This window comes from Agromyces protaetiae (assembly GCF_004135405.1).
In the GTDB taxonomy this organism is placed as follows: domain Bacteria; phylum Actinomycetota; class Actinomycetes; order Actinomycetales; family Microbacteriaceae; genus Agromyces; species Agromyces protaetiae.
The window spans coordinates 3002654-3022613 of sequence record NZ_CP035491.1 but is presented as its reverse complement, the minus strand read 5'-3'; the positions used below and the strand labels follow the sequence as shown (position 1 = coordinate 3022613).

Below are 19960 nucleotides of genomic sequence, written 5' to 3'. Positions count from 1 at the left end.
GCGATCACGCGCGCGAGCGCGGCGACGAGAGCTCAGGCGATCGCGAGCCGCACCGCGAGCCCGACCGCGCACGCCCAGATGAGGCTCGCGAACGTGCCGATGATGAACCGCTCGCGTGCTTCGGGCGCGTCGAGTTCGGTGAACCGGCCGACGCCCTTGACGGCGATGATGATCGCGAGCCCTTCGGGGAATCCGGCGATGATCGTCGCGGCGGCCGCGAACCGTTCGAGCACGCCGATCGTGAGTCCGCCGCGGAGCACTTCCCGTCGACGCTCGTCTCCCTTCACACCGGGCGCGACGCCCGCGTCGATGCGCCGGTCGGTGACGATGATGCCGCCGTGCAGCCCGGGCGTGACCGACCTGCCCATGGCGAGGTCGAGCGCCGTGCCCGCTGCGGCGCTGCCGCCGAACACCGCGACGGTGAGGCCGAGCAGCACGACGAGCGGTGTGGTTCCGAACCCGGACTGCCCTTCGAGCGCCGCGGCGGCGAGCACGGCGGCGCCGAGCGAGCCCGCCGCGATCCACACGAACGGCTTCTTCGGCCGCACCGCGGCGAGGATCGAGAACGTGGCCGCGGTGATGAGAGCGAGGACGAAGAGCACCCAGACGATCGCGCCGAGGAAGAAGAAGGGGGGCAGGTAGCTCATGCGTGTCGCGCTCCCGTCGAGGCATCCAGTTGTGCGAGCAGCCTAGCGAGCGCGGGCACCGCGTCGAGCTCGGCGCGGATGTTCGCCGACTTGACTCGCGCGCTGATCGCCGGGGCGCTCACGCCGAGCGCATCGGCGATCTCGGATTGCGAGGCGCCCGCGACGAGTCGGTCGTAGACCTCCCAGCCCTGCTCGGAGCGGCGTTCGCGCAGGATGAGCGCGAGGCGGAAGAGCGCTTCGACGTGGGCGGTGTCGGGGGAGTCGGCTTCGATCGCGACTCGCGGTGTGCTCTTCTTCGCGCGATCGACGGCGTCGCGGGCGGCGAAGAACGCGTCGCCGCTGGCCTCCCGGATGTCTTCGGGCAACGGTTCTCGTACCGAGCCGACGCCGACGCCGACGCTCCATTCGCCGTCGCGCGTGAGCTCGAGGACGAGGTCGACGGCGGTGCGCGCGTCGGCCGTGAGCATCTGGATCTCGTCGCCTGCGTTGCGCGCGACGGGCAGGAGCAGGCGGTCGCCGTGCTCGAGTTGGATGCGGTCGCGTTCGAGGCCGGCGAGGTCGGCGCTCGTGCGACTCGAGACCTGATCCGCGGTGAGGACGATCATCGTGCCCCTTCCTGCGCTTCACCCTGCCGACTTCATTGCGCTTGATGTAAGCATACAGTATTAATCACCGATGAGTTAAGGGTGAGTCGTGAATCATTCCGCTGATACTCTTGCGGGGTGTCAGACCCCGTGATCCTCGCGACCCAGCAGAACGACGCCTCCTTCGAAGACGTCTGGGAGGAGCTCGTCTGGCGCGGCCTCGTCCACGTCTCGACCGACCAGACTGCGCTCAAAGAGCTCCTCGCGGGCGAGCCGATCACGTACTACTGCGGGTTCGACCCGACCGCGCCGAGCCTGCACCTCGGCAACCTCGTGCAGCTCCTCGTGCTGCGCCGGCTCCAGCTCGCGGGCCACAAGCCGCTCGGCCTCGTCGGCGGATCGACCGGACTCATCGGCGACCCCCGCCCGACGGCCGAGCGCACGCTCAACACGAAAGAGACCGTTGCCGAGTGGGTCGGGTACCTGCAGGCCCAGGTGTCCCGCTTCCTGTCGGCCGAGGGCGAGAACGCCGTGCGCCTCGTCAACAATCTCGACTGGACGGCCGGACTCAGCGCGATCGACTTCCTGCGCGAGATCGGCAAGCACTACCGCGTCGGCACGATGCTGAAGAAGGACGCGGTCGCCTCGCGCCTGAACTCCGACGCGGGCATCTCGTACACCGAGTTCAGCTACCAGATCCTCCAGGGCTTCGACTTCCTCGAGCTCTACCGACTGTACGGCTGCGTCCTGCAGACGGGCGGCAGCGACCAGTGGGGCAACCTCACGAGCGGCACCGACCTCATCCATCGCGTCGAGGGCGTCTCGGCGCACGCGATCGGCACGCCGCTCATCACGAACTCCGACGGCACGAAGTTCGGCAAGAGCGAGGGCAACGCGATCTGGCTCGACCCCGAGATGTGCAGCCCGTACCGCTTCTACCAGTTCTGGCTCAACACCGACGACGCCGACGTGATCGACCGGCTCAAGGTCTTCACGTTCCTCAGCCGCGCGCGCATCGAAGAGCTCGCCGCACTCGTCGAGGCGGAGCCGTTCAAGCGCGAGGCCCAGCGCGTGCTCGCGTCAGAGGTCACGACCCTCGTCCATGGGGCGGATGCCACGGCGTCGGTCATCGCGGCCTCGCAGGCCCTCTTCGGGCAGGGCGACCTCGCGTCGCTCGATCGCGCGACGCTCGCGTCGGCGTTCGAAGAGCTCCCCAACACGACGGCCGCGGCCGACGCGCCCGTCGCGCAGCTCCTTGTCGACACCGGTCTCGTCGCGAGCCTCAGCGAGGGCCGTCGCGCGATCAAGCAGGGCGGCGTCTCGATCGACAACCGTCGCGTCGACGACGAGTCGGCGACGCTCGCCGACTTCGCCGGGTCGGGCGCCCTCGCCGTGCTCCGCCGCGGCAAGAAGACCCTCGCGGGCGTCTTCGTCTCCTGAGTTCCCGGCCCGTGGCCTCGCGAGAGGCCACGGGTTCGCGGGTGGCTGCGGCGCGCAGCCCGCGTGACGGTTAGCCTGACCGCATGGACGGCACGGATGCCACGGCCGCGGCTTTCGACCCACGACGTGTCCTGGCGCGCGCGTGGCGAGAGCTCGGCCGTGACGAGAGCGAACTCGCGCTCGTCGGGGCGCTGCCCGAGCCGCCGCTGCCCGCGCGACTCGACGTCGCCGGGCTCGCTGCCGACTCGGTCGCGGCGGCGAGCTTTGCGGCGGCGATCGCGGCCGGCGGCGAGCGCGTCCCGGCTCTTCGGCTGAGCGGTGCTCGCATCGCAACGGCGTTCGGGAGCGAACGCGTCTTCGCGATCGACGGCGTGCGCCCCGCTGCCTGGGCGCCCCTGTCGGGCTTCTGGCAGACCTCCGACGGCTGGGTCCGCACCCACGCGAACTATCCGCATCATGCTGCCGCGCTCCGTCGGGTGCTCGGCCTCTCTGCCGACGCCGAAGGTGCAGCACTCGCGTCGGCGCTCGAGTCGCGAACTGCGGCGGATGTCTCGGCCGACGTCACCGCGGCCGGCGGACTCTGCGTGGTGGTGAGCCGAGAAGATCCCGCAGACACCGCCGCTCGCGCGGCTGCGCCGCTCATCGAACTCGTCGACTCCGAGACATCCGATCGCCGGCCGCTCGGGGCGTCCCGCCCGGTGGGGCGCCCGCTCGACGGCATCCGCGTGCTCGATCTCACCCGCGTGATCGCGGGGCCCGTCGCAACCCGAACGCTGGGGCTCTTCGGCGCCGAGGTGCTTCGGATCGACCCGCCCGAACCCGCCGAGATCGGATGGCAGCACCTTGATAGCGGCGCAGGCAAGCGCTCCGCGCTTCTCGACCTGCGGTCACGGTCGGATCGCCGCCGCTTCGACGACCTGCTCGCGGCGGCGGACGTGCTCGTGCTCGGATATCGGCCGGCGTCGCTCGAGCGGCTCGGACTCGATCCGCGCACGCTCGCTGCGAGACATCCGTCCCTCGTCATCGCGCAGTTGAGCGCGTGGGGGTTCGGCCCAGGCGAGGCGGAACGTGCCGGATTCGACAGTCTCGTCCAGGCCGAGAGCGGCATCGCCTGGATCGAGTCGCCCGACGGCGAGCGTCCGGGCGCGCTGCCCGTGCAGGCGCTCGACCACGCGACCGGGTACCTGCTCGCCGCCGCGGTGACGACGGTGCTCGACGGACGGGGCGCGACAGACGCTCGCGGCGTCCGCATGTCGCTTCGGCGCACCGCGGCCGAACTCCTTGGGGGCCCGCGAACGCCCGATCGTTCGCCCGCCGGCGAGCTCGGCGATGACGATCGCGTCGCCGAGGCGCAGCATCTCGTCGGATCCGCCGGCGATGTCGTCGTGCCGCGTCCGGCAGCGGGCTATGTCGGGAGCGACGATGAATGGATGACTCCGCCGCATGCCTGGGGAAGCGACACCGCCGACTGGGCGTGATCGTGCGGGAGTGGGCGGACGGGCGAAGCCGAGGGGCGTCGGGGAGCTGAAGGAAGTTTTTGCGGGTTGTTCTGGGGTTTTGTGGTGTGGTGGTGGTGCGACACGCCCGGGGTGTGGGGTGGGTTTGCGTGGGTGGTGGGGGTGTGCGTAAAGTATTCATCTGTTGCCCCACAGGGCCGGGAGCGTTGAGAGAGGTTCTTCTCTTCTCCGTTGCTTGGTTCTCAAGTGGTGATGGTTCCGAACATGTCGAGTGGTGTTTTGCTCGGGTGTTTGAAGCGTCCGGATGCGTCCCTTGGTTGGGATGGCCGGGTGGTGGAAATGTTTGGTTCCCTGTTGTGAAGCGCTGGTTTTTCTGGTGTGGAGGCGGGGGCGTCCGTTTCTTGAGAACTCAACAGCGTGCACTATGTTCAATGCCAATTTTTTGAACCCCGACCCGGTTTTGCCGGGTGGGATTCCTTTGATTGATGGACAATTTTGATTCTTTGGAGTCAGTTGTTTTTTCTGTCAGAGATCAAACTCCTCGGCCGGCTTTTTTGGGTTGGTTGGGAATCTTTTTTTTTGGAGAGTTTGATCCTGGCTCAGGACGAACGCTGGCGGCGTGCTTAACACATGCAAGTCGAACGATGAACTGGGAGCTTGCTCCTGGGGATTAGTGGCGAACGGGTGAGTAACACGTGAGTAACCTGCCCTGGACTCTGGGATAACCCCGAGAAATCGGAGCTAATACCGGATAGGACCTTGGATCGCATGATTCTTGGTGGAAAGTTTTTCGGTTTGGGATGGACTCGCGGCCTATCAGCTTGTTGGTGAGGTAATGGCTCACCAAGGCGTCGACGGGTAGCCGGCCTGAGAGGGTGACCGGCCACACTGGGACTGAGACACGGCCCAGACTCCTACGGGAGGCAGCAGTGGGGAATATTGCACAATGGGCGAAAGCCTGATGCAGCAACGCCGCGTGCGGGATGACGGCCTTCGGGTTGTAAACCGCTTTTAGTAAGGAAGAAGCCCTTTGGGGTGACGGTACTTGCAGAAAAAGGACCGGCTAACTACGTGCCAGCAGCCGCGGTAATACGTAGGGTCCGAGCGTTGTCCGGAATTATTGGGCGTAAAGAGCTCGTAGGCGGTTTGTCGCGTCTGCTGTGAAATCTAGAGGCTCAACCTCTAGCCTGCAGTGGGTACGGGCAGACTTGAGTGGTGTAGGGGAGACTGGAATTCCTGGTGTAGCGGTGGAATGCGCAGATATCAGGAGGAACACCGATGGCGAAGGCAGGTCTCTGGGCACTTACTGACGCTGAGGAGCGAAAGCGTGGGGAGCGAACAGGATTAGATACCCTGGTAGTCCACGCCGTAAACGTTGGGCGCTAGATGTGGGGACCTTTCCACGGTTTCCGTGTCGTAGCTAACGCATTAAGCGCCCCGCCTGGGGAGTACGGCCGCAAGGCTAAAACTCAAAGGAATTGACGGGGGCCCGCACAAGCGGCGGAGCATGCGGATTAATTCGATGCAACGCGAAGAACCTTACCAAGGCTTGACATGACCGAGAACGGGCCAGAAATGGTCAACTCTTTGGACACTCGGTTACAGGTGGTGCATGGTTGTCGTCAGCTCGTGTCGTGAGATGTTGGGTTAAGTCCCGCAACGAGCGCAACCCTCGTCGCATGTTGCCAGCACGTTATGGTGGGGACTCATGTGAGACTGCCGGGGTCAACTCGGAGGAAGGTGGGGATGACGTCAAATCATCATGCCCCTTATGTCTTGGGCTTCACGCATGCTACAATGGCCGGTACAAAGGGCTGCGATGTCGTAAGGCGGAGCGAATCCCAAAAAGCCGGTCTCAGTTCGGATTGAGGTCTGCAACTCGACCTCATGAAGTCGGAGTCGCTAGTAATCGCAGATCAGCAACGCTGCGGTGAATACGTTCCCGGGCCTTGTACACACCGCCCGTCAAGTCATGAAAGTCGGTAACACCCGAAGCCGGTGGCCTAACCCTTGTGGAGGGAGCCGTCGAAGGTGGGATCGGTGATTAGGACTAAGTCGTAACAAGGTAGCCGTACCGGAAGGTGCGGCTGGATCACCTCCTTTCTAAGGAGCACTGGACCAGGTTTGCTGGTTCCAGGAGTCCCAGATCGAAACCGTTCGTGTTTCGCTGGGTGCTCATGGGTGGAACATTGACATAGGCATCCAAGCCAAGGGTTTTCGTCTAGTACGCCGGTTCGCCGGTTGGAACGGTGGGGGCCGGCGGGTTGGGTGCGTGCACGCTGTTGGGTCCTGAGGGACCGGGCGCCGCCACCGGGTGGGGATGAAGATTCCTGCGGGTGGTGGGTTTGGACTTCGCAGGCCTTCACGAAAGCCGGCTTCATGCTGGTGGGGGTGGGGGTTCTGGCCGTCTGTTGAGAACTACATAGTGGACGCGAGCATCTTAGATTGATGTTCCTTCGGGGACATCGATCACAAGATTTGTAGGACGCGACTCTTCGGGGTTGTGTCCGACTTATCATTGGTCACCGCCGGCCCTTCGGGGTTGGTGGTTTCTGAACTCATGTGATTTCAAGTTTCTAAGAGCAAACGGTGGATGCCTTGGCATCTGGAGCCGAAGAAGGACGTCGTAATCTGCGATAAGCCTCGGGGAGTTGATAAACGAGCTGTGATCCGAGGATTTCCGAATGGGGAAACCCCGCCAGGCCCTTTGGGTGACCTGGTGACTCCCGCCTGAATGTATAGGGCGGGTAGAGGGAACGTGGGGAAGTGAAACATCTCAGTACCCACAGGAAGAGAAAACAACCGTGATTCCGTAAGTAGTGGCGAGCGAACGCGGATCAGGCCAAACCGGTCATGTGTGATACCCGGCAGGGGTTGCATGGTCGGGGTTGTGGGACCTTTCGGACTGTACTGCCGTGCAGTCACGGTGACGCGTATGCGATAGACGAACCGGATTGAAAGCCGGACCGGAGTGGGTGTGAGTCCCGTAGTCGAAATCGTGTGCGGCCCGGAGAGGGATCCCAAGTAGCACGGGGCCCGAGAAATCCCGTGTGAATCTGCCAGGACCACCTGGTAAGCCTAAATACTCCCAGATGACCGATAGCGGACAAGTACCGTGAGGGAAAGGTGAAAAGTACCCCGGGAGGGGAGTGAAATAGTACCTGAAACCGTTTGCTTACAAACCGTTGGAGCCAGTGTGATTCTGGTGACAGCGTGCCTTTTGAAGAATGAGCCTGCGAGTTAGTGATCTGTGGCGAGGTTAACCCGTGTGGGGGAGCCGTAGCGAAAGCGAGTCTGAATAGGGCGATTCAGTCGCAGGTCCTAGACCCGAAGCGAAGTGATCTATCCATGGCCAGGTTGAAGCGACGGTAAGACGTCGTGGAGGACCGAACCCACTTCAGTTGAAAATGGAGGGGATGAGCTGTGGATAGGGGTGAAAGGCCAATCAAACTTCGTGATAGCTGGTTCTCTCCGAAATGCATTTAGGTGCAGCGTTGCGTGTTTCTTGCCGGAGGTAGAGCTACTGGATGGCCGATGGGCCCCAACAGGTTACTGACGTCAGCCAAACTCCGAATGCCGGTAAGTGAGAGCGCAGCAGTGAGACGGTGGGGGATAAGCTTCATCGTCGAGAGGGAAACAACCCAGACCACCGACTAAGGTCCCTAAGCGCGTGCTAAGTGGGAAAGGATGTGGAGTTGCACAGACAACCAGGAGGTTGGCTTAGAAGCAGCCACCCTTGAAAGAGTGCGTAATAGCTCACTGGTCAAGTGATTCCGCGCCGACAATGTAACGGGGCTCAAGCACGCCACCGAAGTCGTGGCATTCGCACAATTCGATAGGCCTTCGTGGTCCAGTCGTGTGGATGGGTAGGAGAGCGTCGTGTGCCGGGTGAAGCGGCGGTGGAAACCAGCCGTGGACGGTACACGAGTGAGAATGCAGGCATGAGTAGCGAAAGACGGGTGAGAAACCCGTCCTCCGAAAGACCAAGGGTTCCAGGGTCAAGCTAATCTGCCCTGGGTAAGTCGGGACCTAAGGCGAGGCCGACAGGCGTAGTCGATGGACAACGGGTTGATATTCCCGTACCGGCGAAGAACCGCCCACACCAATCCAGTAATGCTAACCATCCGATACCACTCATAGTCTCCTTCGGGAGGCGCCGGGTGGTGGAGCGTGGGACCCGGTCTGGTGCGGTGAGCGTATTAACAGGTGTGACGCAGGAAGGTAGCCCAGCCCGGGCGATGGTTGTCCCGGGGCAAGCGTGTAGGCCGAGCGATAGGCAAATCCGTCGCTCATACAGGCTGAGACGTGACGCGGATGAAAAGTGGGTGATCCTATGCTGCCGAGAAAAGCATCGACGCGAGGTTCTAGCCGCCCGTACCCCAAACCGACTCAGGTGGTCAGGTAGAGAATACCGAGGAGATCGAGAGAATCGTGGTTAAGGAACTCGGCAAAATGCCCCCGTAACTTCGGGAGAAGGGGGGCCATCCACTTATACGGACGTGCTCCGGAAAGGGTGTGGTGGCCGCAGAGACCAGTGGGAAGCGACTGTTTACTAAAAACACAGGTCCGTGCCAAGTCGCAAGACGATGTATACGGACTGACGCCTGCCCGGTGCTGGAAGGTTAAGCGGAACGGTTAGCGACTTCGGTTGCGAAGCTGAGAAGTTAAGCCCCAGTAAACGGCGGTGGTAACTATAACCATCCTAAGGTAGCGAAATTCCTTGTCGGGTAAGTTCCGACCTGCACGAATGGCGTAACGACTTCCCAGCTGTCTCAACCGCGAACTCGGCGAAATTGCAGTACGAGTAAAGATGCTCGTTACGCGCAGAAGGACGGAAAGACCCCGTGACCTTTACTACAGCTTGGTATTGGTGTTCGGTGTGGCTTGTGTAGGATAGGTGGGAGACTTTGAAGCGGGCACGCTAGTGTTCGTGGAGTCGTTGTTGAAATACCACTCTGGTCACTCTGGATATCTAACTTCGAACCGTGATCCGGTTCAGGGACAGTGCCTGGTGGGTAGTTTAACTGGGGCGGTTGCCTCCCAAAAAGTAACGGAGGCGCCCAAAGGTTCCCTCAACCTGGTTGGCAATCAGGTGTCGAGTGTAAGTGCACAAGGGAGCTTGACTGTGAGACTGACAGGTCGAGCAGGGACGAAAGTCGGGACTAGTGATCCGGCAGTGGCTTGTGGAAGCGCTGTCGCTCAACGGATAAAAGGTACCTCGGGGATAACAGGCTGATCTTGCCCAAGAGTCCATATCGACGGCATGGTTTGGCACCTCGATGTCGGCTCGTCGCATCCTGGGGCTGGAGTAGGTCCCAAGGGTTGGGCTGTTCGCCCATTAAAGCGGTACGCGAGCTGGGTTTAGAACGTCGTGAGACAGTTCGGTCCCTATCCTCTGCGCGCGCAGGAAATTTGAGAGGATCTGACCCTAGTACGAGAGGACCGGGTTGGACGAACCTCTGGTGTGCCAGTTGTTCCGCCAGGAGCACCGCTGGTTAGCTACGTTCGGAATGGATAACCGCTGAAAGCATCTAAGCGGGAAGCCGGCCTCAAGATGAGATTTCCATCCCTTCGGGGTGAAGGCTCCCAGTAGACGACTGGGTTGATAGGCCAGATGTGGAAGCACCGCAAGGTGTGCAGCTGACTGGTACTAATACGCCGATAACTTGACAATCACTACACCCACACAGTTTTCGTAAGGCGTGTGTAGGTGGCCAAGATTTCTCGCGTCCACTCTGTGGTTCCCTTCAGACGGAAACACACATACAACTGCACAGCAGAAACCACACACCCCAAAACACAAGAACCGGGGGGTGTGTGCACCGAGACCACCAACCCCCACCCTGTGGGACGTGTTGGTTCTAGAGTTTCGGCGGCCATAGCGCGAGGGAAACGCCCGGACACATTCCGAACCCGGAAGCTAAGACTCGCAGCGCCGATGGTACTGCAGGGGCGACCCTGTGGGAGAGTAGGACACCGCCGGACATTCATTGACGAATGGGCCACCCCAACACGGGTGGCCCATTCGTATTTAAGGCCGCTCACAACGGCGAGCAGTACCGTGGAGTCGAGCGATTCCCGAAGACGACAGGACGAACAGTGACGGATTCCACGAACGGCGGCCGAGACGACGAGCGACCTCAGCGGCGCGACGAATCCCGGGGATCCGGTGACCGTCCCAACCGCAGTTCGTCGCGTGCCGGGAGCGAAGGTGCACCCCGTGATCGTGGCGCGGGAGGCGGTCGGCCTCAGCGAGAAGGCGGCGGATACGGCGCTCGCGGTCGCAGCTCCGACCCGGCCGGCCGGCCGGCCGGTGAGCGCGGCTACCGTCCGAGCGACGGCGCTCGGAGTGATCGAGGCAACGGCGGCGACCGCTTCGGTGGCCGCGGCTACCGGAGCGATCGGACCGATCGGCCCCGCCGCGATGACCGCGGTCTGCCCTCGGGCGATCGGCAGGGAGGTTCCGACCGTTGGAGCGGCAATCGCCCGGAGGGCGGGAAGCGGTACGACGGCCAGCGTCGTTCGGACGGCGGTGAGCGCGGGTACCAGGGCGGCCAGCGTCGTTCCGACGGTCCGCGTAGAGACGGCGGAGAGCGTCGGCCCGATGGTGGTCAGCGTCGGTACGAGGGCGGTTCGCGCCCGGAGGGCGGGAAGCGGTACGACGGCCAGCGTCGTTCGGACGGCGGTCAGCGCGGCGACCGGCCGTCGGGCGACCGTCCCCGGTACGGCGAAGACCGGCCCCGGTACGGTTCGGGCTCGCGCCCGGAGGGCGGGAAGCGGTACGACGGCGAGCGGCGCTCCGACGGCGCGGGCCGGTACGACTCGCGCACCGGCCGCCAGGGGCGTCCGTCGTACGGCGGCGACCGCGGATCATCCGGTGCTCGTGAGCATGACGACCGGCACTCGTTCGAACGTCCGCGTCACAACGACCCCTTCCTTCCTGAGGACATTCAAGCCCGCGACCTCGCGAAAGAGGCGCGGATCGAGTTGAAGACCCTCAGTAAGGACAACGCGGAGGACGTCGCACGACACCTTGCGGCTGCTGCGCTCTTCCTCGAGAGCGACCCCGAGCTCGCGCACCGTCACGCTCTCGCTGCCGGGCGACGGGCCGGGCGGGTCGCGGTCGTCCGGGAGACGCTCGCGATCACGGCATACGAGACGGGCGACTTCGCACTCGCCCTCCGCGAGCTCCGCACGTACCGACGCATCTCGGGGAAGAACGACCAGATCGCACTCATGGTCGACAGCGAGCGCGGCGTCGGTCGCCCCGACCGAGCCCTCGAGCTCGGACGATCCATCGACCGTACCGAACTGCCGGCCGCCGTGCAGGCGAGCCTCGCGATCGCGATGTCGGGTGCCCGACTCGATCTGGGTCAGCCCGAACTCGCGCTCGCCGAGCTCGAGATCCCGCAGCTCGACTCCGAGCGCGCGTTCAGTTACAGCCCGTCGCTCTTCTCGGCGTACGCCGAGGTGCTCGACGAGCTCGGTCGCACGGCAGACGCCGAGCGCTGGCGTGCGCTCGCGGAGCGAGCCGAAGAGGCGCTCGCGGGCCCCGCCGACGAAGAAGTGTTCGAGGTCTTCGAGATCGACGACGAGTGGGGGATGCACCGGTCGTCGTCGACGCGCGCGAGTCGTCGGAGGCATCCGAGGCATCCGAAGCATCCGAGGAGGGCGACCCCGCCGACGCGATCGAGCCCGAAGTCGCAGCCCTGCTCGACGAACTCGAGGACGACGCCGATGGCGCTGTTCCGCACGAGGATTGAGTCCGCGACGCCCCTCGAGGGCGTCGACGCCGTGCTCGCCGACCTCGACGGCGTCGTCTACAAAGGGGCCCACGCGATCCCCTACGCCGTCGAGAGTCTCAACGCGGCGAAGACCGGGCACGCGGTCGGATACGTCACGAACAACGCCTCGCGGAGCGACGCGACGGTCGCGCGGCACCTCACCGACCTCGGACTCGAAGTCGAGGCATCCGACGTCGTGACCTCGCCGCAGGCGGCGATGCACCTCCTCGCCGAACGCGTCGAACCGGGCGCGCTCGTGCTCGTCGTCGGCGGGGAAGGCATCGTCACCGAGCTCGAGCGACGCGGGTACCGCGTCACGAGGTCGGCCGACGACGCGCCCGCAGCCGTCGTGCAGGGCTTCGCGCCCGAGGTCGGCTGGCTGCAACTGGCCGAAGCCGCCTTCGCGCTCAACGCCGGCGGCTTCGCCGACGAGAACGGCCTTCCCTGGATCGCCACGAACATGGACTGGACGATTCCGGTCGCGCGCGGCATCGCCCCCGGCAACGGCACGCTCGTCTCGGCCGTGCACACTGCGGTGGGCAGGTTCCCGGTCGTCGCCGGCAAGCCCGAAACGCCGATCTTCGACGAGGCGAAACGCCGGTTCGGCGCTTCGAATCCGCTCATGATCGGCGACCGGCTCGACACCGACATCCTCGGCGCCAACCGCGCGGGCTTCGCGTCGGCGATGGTGCTCACCGGAATCGACCGCGCCAAGCAGTTGCTCGCGGCCGATGCATCCATGCGCCCTGACTTCATCCTCGGTGACCTGAGGGACCTCCACGCCGCCTACCCGGTCGCCGAACGGACGCGTGACACCGTCCGCGTCGGTCGTGCGAAGGTGCGACTCGACGGCGACCGCGTCGTGATCGCCGCCGAGGGCGACGACGAGCTCGACCTCCTGCGGGCAGCCTGCGCGGTGATCTGGGAGTCGGGGCGGCCCATACACGCGCTGCAGGTTCCCGAGCAGCTCTACGCGTGAACGACGCGCGAACGGATGTCTCGGGCTCGACCTGCTCGTCGGCGGCACCCGGTAGCGTGGAGGACATGGACGAGGCATCCGAACGACGCGACGACGCGCCCGCGAGCGCATCGCACGCCGATGCCGGCGAGCCGAGCGCGATCGATGCGATCGAAGCGCTTCCGCTCGCCGAGCGCGCGCCCCGGTATCAAGAGCTCGCCGATCTGCTGCGGAGCGATCTCGAGCGCTCCGACCCGGCGCGCGGCGACGCCTGAGATGGCCGAACAGCGTCTCGACGCGGCCCTCGCGGCACGCGGCCTCGCACGGTCGCGCACGCACGCCGCGACCCTCATCGCCGCGGGTGCGGTGACGGTCGACGGCAGGCCCGTCGTCAAGCCGTCGCACAAGGTCGACGACGACACGGCTCTCGTGGTCGCCGCCGACGACCACTACGTGAGCCGCGCCGCACACAAACTCATCGCGGCGCTCGACGGGTTCGGGGTCGACCCGGCCGGGCGGGTGGTGCTCGACGCGGGGGCGTCCACCGGGGGGTTCAGCCAAGTGTTGCTCGAACGCGGTGCGCGAGTCGTGCTCGCGGTCGACGTCGGGCACGACCAGCTCGCGCCCGAACTGCGCGGCGCCGACCGGCTCGTCGCGGTCGAAGGCTGCAACGTCCGGAACCTCGATCGCGCCGAACTCGAGAAGCTCACCGGGGTCGGTGAAGCGCCGTCGCTCGTGACCGCCGACCTCTCCTTCATCTCCCTCACCACGGTGCTGCCCGCGCTCCGTGCGACCGCTGCCGACGACGCCGACTTCGTGCTGCTCGTGAAGCCGCAGTTCGAGGTCGGGCGCGGAGGCATCCGCGAGGGCGTCGTCCGCGACCCTGCCCTCCGCGCCGACGCGGTGACCAATGTGCTGTGGGCCGCGTTCGACCTCGGGCTCGGCACCGCCGGCGTCCTGTCCTCCCCAATCGCGGGTTCTCACGGAAACCTCGAGCTCCTCGTGCATCTGCGCGCCCGGGTCGAAGGCGATCCGTCACAATGGACACGTCGTGTCGAGCAATTGACTGGAGGTGCGAGCGCGTGACCGACGCCCGACTCTTCCTCATCGTCGCCCACACGGGCAGGCAAGTGGCCCTCGAAGCCATCGGCGACGTCTGCGCGAAACTCCTCGCGGCCGATGCCGTGCCCGTCATCGCCGACGAGCAATGGGACGCCGTCCACGAGTTCGTGCCGTCGCTCAACGGTCGCGTGCGCCGATTCGAAGACATCGACCCGGCAGAGGTCGAACTCGTCATCGTGCTCGGCGGCGACGGCACGATCCTCAGGGCCGCCGAACTCGTCCGCGACCAGACGGTGCCGCTGCTCGGGGTGAACCTCGGCCATGTCGGCTTCCTCGCCGAGAGCGAGCGCGACGACCTCGACATCACGATCGCACGGGCGCTCGCACGCGACTACGCGGTCGAGGAGCGCATGACGCTCGCCGTGCGAGTGAAATCGGGCACGAAGGTCGTCTACGAGAGCTGGGCGCTCAACGAGGCCACCGTCGAGAAGGCCGAACGCGAGCGGATGCTCGAGGTCGTCATCGAGGTCGACCGCCGACCGCTTTCGTCATTCGGCTGCGACGGCGTCGTGATGTCGACGCCCACCGGGTCGACCGCGTACTCCTTCTCGGCGGGCGGGCCGGTCGTGTGGCCGAGCGTCGAGGCGCTCCTGCTCGTGCCGCTCAGCGCCCACGCGCTCTTCGCACGGCCCCTCGTCGTCGGGCCCGAGTCATCGCTCGCGGTCGAATTGCTCCAGCGCACAGACGCAGCCGCGGTGCTGTGGTGCGACGGGCGGCGGATGTTCGACATCCCGCCGGGCGCCAGGGTCATCGTGCGGAAGTCGCCCGTGCCCGTGCGGCTCGCGAGACTCCACGAGGCACCGTTCACCGACCGGCTCGTGAACAAGTTCGACCTGCCGGTCACGGGGTGGAGAGGGCCGTCAGGACGTGATTGACGAACTCGGGATCCGCGATCTCGGCGTGATCGCCGAAGCGACGCTTCCCCTCGGGCCGGGCTTCACCGCGGTCACCGGCGAGACCGGCGCGGGCAAGACCATGGTCGTCACCGCACTCGGACTGCTCCTCGGAGCGCGCTCCGACGCGGGCGCCGTGCGGTCGGGCGCGAAGCAGGCGTGGGTCGAAGGACGATGGATGCTTCCCGATGCGCCCGCGATCGTCGAACGCGTCGAAGAGGCCGGCGGCGAGATCGAGGCCGGCGAGCTGCTGCTCGGGCGTTCGGTGTCCGCCGAGGGGCGGAGCCGGGCAGTCGTGGGCGGTCGGAGCGCACCCGTCGGAGTGCTCGCCGAACTCGGCGAAGCGCTCGTCGTCGTGCACGGGCAGGCAGACCAGCAGCGACTGCGATCGTCGTCGGCGCAGCGCGAAGCGCTCGACCGGTTCGCCGGACCCGCTCTCGCGTCGGTGCTCGCGGAGTATCGCATCGCATTCGAGCGCTGGCGGGGCGAGTCGCGCGAGCTCGAGCGACTGCGAGAGACGCACGATGCGCGTCTGCGTGAAGCCGAGGAACTGCGTGCCGCGCTCGAGGAGATCGAGGCGGCCGACCCGCAGCCGGGCGAAGACGTCGACCTCGCGGAGCGGAGCGACCGGCTCACGAACCTCGAGGACCTCAGGCTCGCGGCCGCGCAAGCGCACGAACTCGTCTCGGCCGAGAGTCCCGTCGACGACGCTCCCGATGCGGTGACGCTCGTCGAAAGCGCACGTCGGCACCTCGAACGGGTCGCCGCGCACGATGCCGCGCTCGCACCCATCGTCGAGGTGCTGCAGAACGCGGGTTTCCTCCTCGCCGATGCGGCCGCCGAGCTGTCCGGGTACCTCGACGGGCTCGACGCCGACGGTGCGCGCGAGCTCGAACTCGTGCAGGAACGGCGGGCGCTCATCACCGCGCTCGTCCGTCGCCACGGCGGCACGCTCGACGACCTGCTGGCGTTCCGCAGCGGGGGCGGACTGCGTCTCATGGAGCTCGACGGCGATGACGACCGGATCGCGTTGCTCGAGACATCCGTCGCCGAACTCGAAGCCGATGTCGACCGCCTCGCGACGCGCATCACCGAACTCCGCACCGACGCCGCCGGCCGACTCGCCGACGAGGTCACCGCCGAACTCACCGCGCTCGCGATGCCCGACGCCGAACTCACCGTGCAGGTCGAGTCCTCCGAGGAACCGACGGCGCACGGCCGGGACCACGTCTCGATCATGCTGCGACCGCACCCGGGCGCCGAACCGCGCTCGGTGTCGAAGGGAGCGTCGGGCGGCGAGCTCTCCCGCGTCATGCTCGCGATCGAAGTCGTCATCGCGGGCACCGACCCCGTTCCCACCTTCGTGTTCGACGAGGTCGACGCGGGCGTCGGCGGCGCCGCCGCGATCGAGATCGGCAGGCGACTCGCCCGACTCGCAGCACGTTCACAGGTGATCGTCGTGACGCACCTCGCACAGGTCGCCGCGTTCGCGACGAACCACCTGAGCGTCGTGAAGGGCACCGACGGCCAGGTGACCGCCTCGAGCGTGCAGCAACTGCAGGGGGCCGCGAGAGAGGCCGAAATGGCGCGACTCCTCTCGGGTCTCGCCGACTCCGAGAGCGGCCTCGCGCACGCGCGCGAACTGTTGGAGATCGCGGCCGAGCCGGTCGCCTGAACGAGCCGGGCACCGGCGGATGGGGGAGCGAGTGGAACGAATCGGGGCGAATACCAGTCGGAGTGGCTTAGAATATAAGCCCGTGGTGAATGAACGCGGCGCAGACTCTCAGAACACTGATCTTCAGAACGGCGTGACCAAGCACATTTTCGTGACTGGTGGCGTCGTTTCTTCGTTGGGCAAGGGCCTCACGGCCGCGAGCCTCGGCAATCTCCTGACCGCCCGCGGACTCCGCGTGGTCATGCAGAAGCTCGACCCGTACCTCAACGTCGACCCCGGAACGATGAACCCGTTCCAGCACGGCGAAGTGTTCGTGACCGACGACGGCGCCGAGACCGACCTCGACATCGGCCACTACGAGCGCTTCCTCGACATCAACCTCTCGCAGGCGGCCAACGTCACCACCGGGCAGATCTACTCGACTGTGATCGCGAAGGAGCGCCGCGGCGAGTACCTCGGCGACACCGTCCAGGTCATCCCGCACATCACCGATGAGATCAAGCGCCGCATGCGCCTGCAGGCGTCCGAGTCGCCCAAGCCCGATGTCATCATCACCGAGATCGGCGGCACCGTCGGCGACATCGAGTCGCAGCCGTTCATCGAGTCGGCCCGTCAGGTGCGCCATGAACTCGGCCGGAAGAACGTGTTCTTCGTGCACGTTTCGCTCGTGCCGTTCATGGGTGCGTCGGGCGAGCAGAAGACGAAGCCGACGCAGCACTCGGTCGCGGCCCTCCGCTCGATCGGCATCCAGCCCGACGCGCTCGTGCTCCGGAGCGACCGGCCCGTCACCGACTCGAACAAGCGCAAGATCGCGCTCATGTGCGACGTCGACGAGGCCGCCGTCGTGAACGCCGTCGACGTGCCCTCGATCTACGACATCCCGACGATGCTGCACGACCAGGGCCTCGACGCGTACATCATCGACGCGCTCGGCCTCGACACCAAGGCCGACGAAGTCGACTGGTCGGGCTGGAGCGAACTGCTCGAGGTCGTGCACGACCCCAAGCACGAAGTGCGCATCGGACTCGTCGGCAAGTACATCGACCTGCCCGACGCCTACCTCTCGGTCACCGAGGCGCTCCGCGCGGGCGGGTTCGGCAACGACGCGAAGGTCAGCATCGCGTGGATCCCGTCGGACGAGTGCCGGACGCCCGAGGGTGCCGCGAAGCACCTGTCCGACCTCGACGGCATCTGCGTGCCCGGCGGGTTCGGCGTGCGCGGCATCGAGGGCAAGCTCGGCGCCCTCCGCTTCGCGCGCGAGAACGGGATCCCCGCGCTCGGCCTGTGCCTGGGCCTCCAGTGCATGGTCATCGAGTACTCGCGGAACGTCGCAGGGCTCCCGGATGCCTCGTCGAGCGAGTTCGACCCCGACACGCCCTTCCCCGTCATCGCGACGATGGAGGAGCAGGTCGAGATCATCTCGGGCGGCGACCTCGGCGGCACGATGCGACTCGGCCTCTACCCGGCCGCCCTCGCACCGGGTTCGCTCGCGGCCGACCTGTACGGGTCGACTGAGGTCGCCGAGCGCCACCGTCACCGCTACGAGGTCAACAACTCGTTCCGCCAGCAGATCGCCGACGCGGGCCTCGTGTTCTCGGGCCTGTCGCCCGACCGCAACCTCGTCGAGTACGTCGAGCTCCCGCGCGAGGTGCACCCGTTCTACATCGGCACGCAGGCCCACCCCGAGCTCCGCAGCCGTCCGAACGACCCGCACCCGCTGTTCCGCGGGCTCGTGGCCGCGGCGCTCGAGCGTCAGCAGGCGAGCCGACTCTTCGAAGACGTGCAGAGCGCCTGAGACATGGCCGAAGCCGAACTCGCCGACGAACCCGTCGCGCTGCCTCTGCGGTCGAGTGAGCGCGTTTTCGAGGGGCGCGTGTGGGACATCCGCCGTGAGACCTTCGACTACGACGGCGTCGACGTCACGCGCGACTTCGTCGACCACACGGGCGCCGTCGGCGTGCTCGCGATCGACGACGACGACCGGGTGCTCGTGATCAAGCAGTACCGGCACCCGATCGGGTACCGCGACTGGGAGATCCCGGCCGGACTCCTCGACGTCCCCGGCGAAGACCCTCTTGCGGGCGCGAAGCGCGAGCTCGCCGAGGAGGCCGACCTCGAGGCATCCGAGTGGGCTGTCTTGAGCGACCTCTGGACATCGCCGGGCGGCAGCGACGAGTCGATCCGCATCTACCTCGCGCGCGGACTCTCGGCGACGGCTGAAGCGTTCGAGCGCGAGCACGAGGAGTCCGATCTCGAACTCCGCTGGGTGCCGCTCGACGACCTCGTCGACGTCGTGCTCGCACGCGACGTGCGGAACGCGCCGCTCGTCGTCGCGGCGCTCGCGGCGCAGGCGGCGCGAGCGCGCGGCTGGTCGACGCTCGGCGCTGCGGATGCCCCGTGGCCGGGCCGTTCCCGGCCGCGCGGCGCGAACCGCTGACGAGTGGACGACCGGGGGAGTCGGTGAGCGATCGGGGCGCGATCGACGGGTACCTCCGTCATCTCGCCGTCGAGCGCGGGCTCGCCCGCAACACGCTCGTGTCGTACACGCGCGACCTCGCGATGTATCGGGAGTGGTTGGAATTCCACGGCATCGCGGACGCGTCGTCGGCGACCGAGGCCGACCTCTCGGCGTTCACGAGGTACCTTTCGACCGACCGCGAGCCGCCGCTCGGCGTGTCGTCGGTCGCACGCGTGCTCTCGTCGGTGCGAGGGCTTCATCGGTTCCTCCTCGACGAGGGACGCGTCGAAGCGGATGTCTCCCGTGAGCTCCGGCCGCCGAAGCGCCCTGCCCGGCTTCCGAAGGCGATCACGATCGACGAGGTGGGCGCGCTCCTCGATGCGACCGCGGGCGATGAGCCCGTGCAATTGCGCGACAAGGCGTTCCTCGAGTTGCTGTATGCGACGGGCGCGCGCGTGTCGGAGGCGACAGCGCTGAATGTCGACGACCTCGTCGACGACGAGGTCGTGCGGCTCTTCGGCAAAGGCGGCAAGCAGCGCATCGTGCCCGTCGGCAGCTACGCGCGGGCGGCGCTCGCCGCGTACCTCGTGCGCGCGCGACCGATGCTGTCGGTGCGTGGCAAGGCGACGCCTGCGCTCTTCCTCGGCGCACGCGGCGGCCGGCTCAGCCGTCAGGCGGCATGGGACGCCATCAAGGGCGCCGCTGAGCGGGCGGGGCTCGAGGCATCCGTCTCTCCTCATACCCTGCGCCACTCCTTCGCGACCCACCTCCTGCAGGGCGGCGCCGACGTGCGCGTCGTGCAAGAGCTGTTGGGCCATGCGTCGGTCGCGACGACGCAGATCTACACGCTCGTGACAGCCGACACACTCCGAGAGATGTACACGCAGGCCCACCCGCGGGCTCGATAGAATCGACCGAACTTGCAGCCACGAGGAGATGAAT

The 19960-nt window shown here is 66.2% G+C and carries 12 protein-coding genes and 3 rRNA genes; 13 read left to right on the top strand and 2 right to left on the bottom strand.

What is annotated here, in order from left to right; translation table 11 throughout:
• Positions 1-32 precede the first annotated feature (32 nt).
• Both ET445_RS14075 and ET445_RS14070 read right to left on the bottom strand, forming a co-directional pair.
• The gene (locus ET445_RS14075) at positions 33-647 is read right to left on the bottom strand and encodes a hypothetical protein (RefSeq protein WP_129191831.1); all 615 of its coding nucleotides are present in this window, start codon (positions 645-647) and stop codon (positions 33-35) included.
• Complete coding sequence (locus tag ET445_RS14070; RefSeq protein WP_129191830.1) at positions 644-1252, bottom strand: DNA-binding protein; 609 nt, start codon at positions 1250-1252, stop codon at positions 644-646. Before ET445_RS14070 ends, ET445_RS14075 begins: the two co-directional genes overlap by 4 nt.
• 117 nt (positions 1253-1369) lie before the next feature.
• On the opposite strand from ET445_RS14070, the gene tyrS reads away from it, so the two are divergent.
• From tyrS to xerD, 13 genes are all read left to right on the top strand, one after another.
• On the top strand, positions 1370-2671 hold the full coding sequence (gene tyrS / locus ET445_RS14065) for a tyrosine--tRNA ligase (RefSeq protein WP_129191829.1): 1302 nt from the start codon (positions 1370-1372) through the stop codon (positions 2669-2671).
• Positions 2672-2754: 83 nt separating this feature from the next.
• Positions 2755-4149, top strand: coding sequence for a CoA transferase (locus tag ET445_RS14060; RefSeq protein ID WP_129191828.1), 1395 nt, complete (start codon positions 2755-2757; stop codon positions 4147-4149).
• A 555-nt stretch (positions 4150-4704) separates the two neighbouring features.
• A 16S ribosomal RNA gene (locus ET445_RS14055) occupies positions 4705-6231 on the top strand.
• A gap of 463 nt (positions 6232-6694) precedes the next feature.
• Positions 6695-9802 (top strand): 23S ribosomal RNA (locus tag ET445_RS14050).
• A 194-nt stretch (positions 9803-9996) separates the two neighbouring features.
• A 5S ribosomal RNA gene (gene rrf / locus ET445_RS14045) occupies positions 9997-10113 on the top strand.
• Together the 16S, 23S and 5S rRNA genes form the textbook arrangement of a ribosomal RNA operon.
• Before the next feature lie 1752 nt (positions 10114-11865).
• A complete protein-coding gene (locus ET445_RS14040) occupies positions 11866-12891 on the top strand; it encodes an HAD-IIA family hydrolase (protein WP_129192580.1) in 1026 nt (341 codons plus the stop codon).
• The gene (locus tag ET445_RS14035) at positions 12888-13145 is read left to right on the top strand and encodes a hypothetical protein (protein ID WP_129191827.1); all 258 of its coding nucleotides are present in this window, start codon (positions 12888-12890) and stop codon (positions 13143-13145) included. Before ET445_RS14040 ends, ET445_RS14035 begins: the two co-directional genes overlap by 4 nt.
• 1 nt (position 13146) lies before the next feature.
• The gene (locus tag ET445_RS14030; protein ID WP_129191826.1) at positions 13147-13956 is read left to right on the top strand and encodes a TlyA family RNA methyltransferase; all 810 of its coding nucleotides are present in this window, start codon (positions 13147-13149) and stop codon (positions 13954-13956) included.
• Entirely contained in the window at positions 13953-14867 is a 915-nt protein-coding gene (locus ET445_RS14025) for an NAD kinase (protein WP_243695214.1), read from the top strand. The genes ET445_RS14030 and ET445_RS14025 overlap by 4 nt, the downstream gene beginning before the upstream one ends.
• On the top strand, positions 14860-16560 hold the full coding sequence (gene recN, locus ET445_RS14020; RefSeq protein ID WP_129191824.1) for a DNA repair protein RecN: 1701 nt from the start codon (positions 14860-14862) through the stop codon (positions 16558-16560). Before ET445_RS14025 ends, recN begins: the two co-directional genes overlap by 8 nt.
• A 133-nt stretch (positions 16561-16693) precedes the next feature.
• On the top strand, positions 16694-18355 hold the full coding sequence (locus tag ET445_RS14015; RefSeq protein WP_208008423.1) for a CTP synthase: 1662 nt from the start codon (positions 16694-16696) through the stop codon (positions 18353-18355).
• A gap of 3 nt (positions 18356-18358) precedes the next feature.
• Complete coding sequence (locus tag ET445_RS14010) at positions 18359-18997, top strand: NUDIX domain-containing protein (protein WP_129191822.1); 639 nt, start codon at positions 18359-18361, stop codon at positions 18995-18997.
• A gap of 23 nt (positions 18998-19020) precedes the next feature.
• Positions 19021-19926 carry a site-specific tyrosine recombinase XerD gene (xerD, locus tag ET445_RS14005; protein WP_129191821.1) on the top strand — a complete coding sequence of 302 codons (906 nt, stop codon included), beginning with the start codon at positions 19021-19023 and terminating at the stop codon, positions 19924-19926.
• Positions 19927-19960 lie beyond the last annotated feature (34 nt).

Bases quoted from the DNA above. Each gene is read 5' to 3' on its own strand.
- ET445_RS14075 (WP_129191831.1), bottom strand. From the start codon at position 647: ATGAGCTACCTGCCCCCCTTCTTCTTCCTCGGCGCGATCGTCTGGGTG.
- ET445_RS14070 (WP_129191830.1), bottom strand. From the start codon at position 1,252: ATGATCGTCCTCACCGCGGATCAGGTCTCGAGTCGCACGAGCGCCGAC.
- ET445_RS14040 (WP_129192580.1), top strand. From the start codon at position 11,866: ATGGCGCTGTTCCGCACGAGGATTGAGTCCGCGACGCCCCTCGAGGGC.
- ET445_RS14060 (WP_129191828.1), top strand. From the start codon at position 2,755: ATGGACGGCACGGATGCCACGGCCGCGGCTTTCGACCCACGACGTGTC.
- ET445_RS14030 (WP_129191826.1), top strand. From the start codon at position 13,147: ATGGCCGAACAGCGTCTCGACGCGGCCCTCGCGGCACGCGGCCTCGCA.
- ET445_RS14010 (WP_129191822.1), top strand. From the start codon at position 18,359: ATGGCCGAAGCCGAACTCGCCGACGAACCCGTCGCGCTGCCTCTGCGG.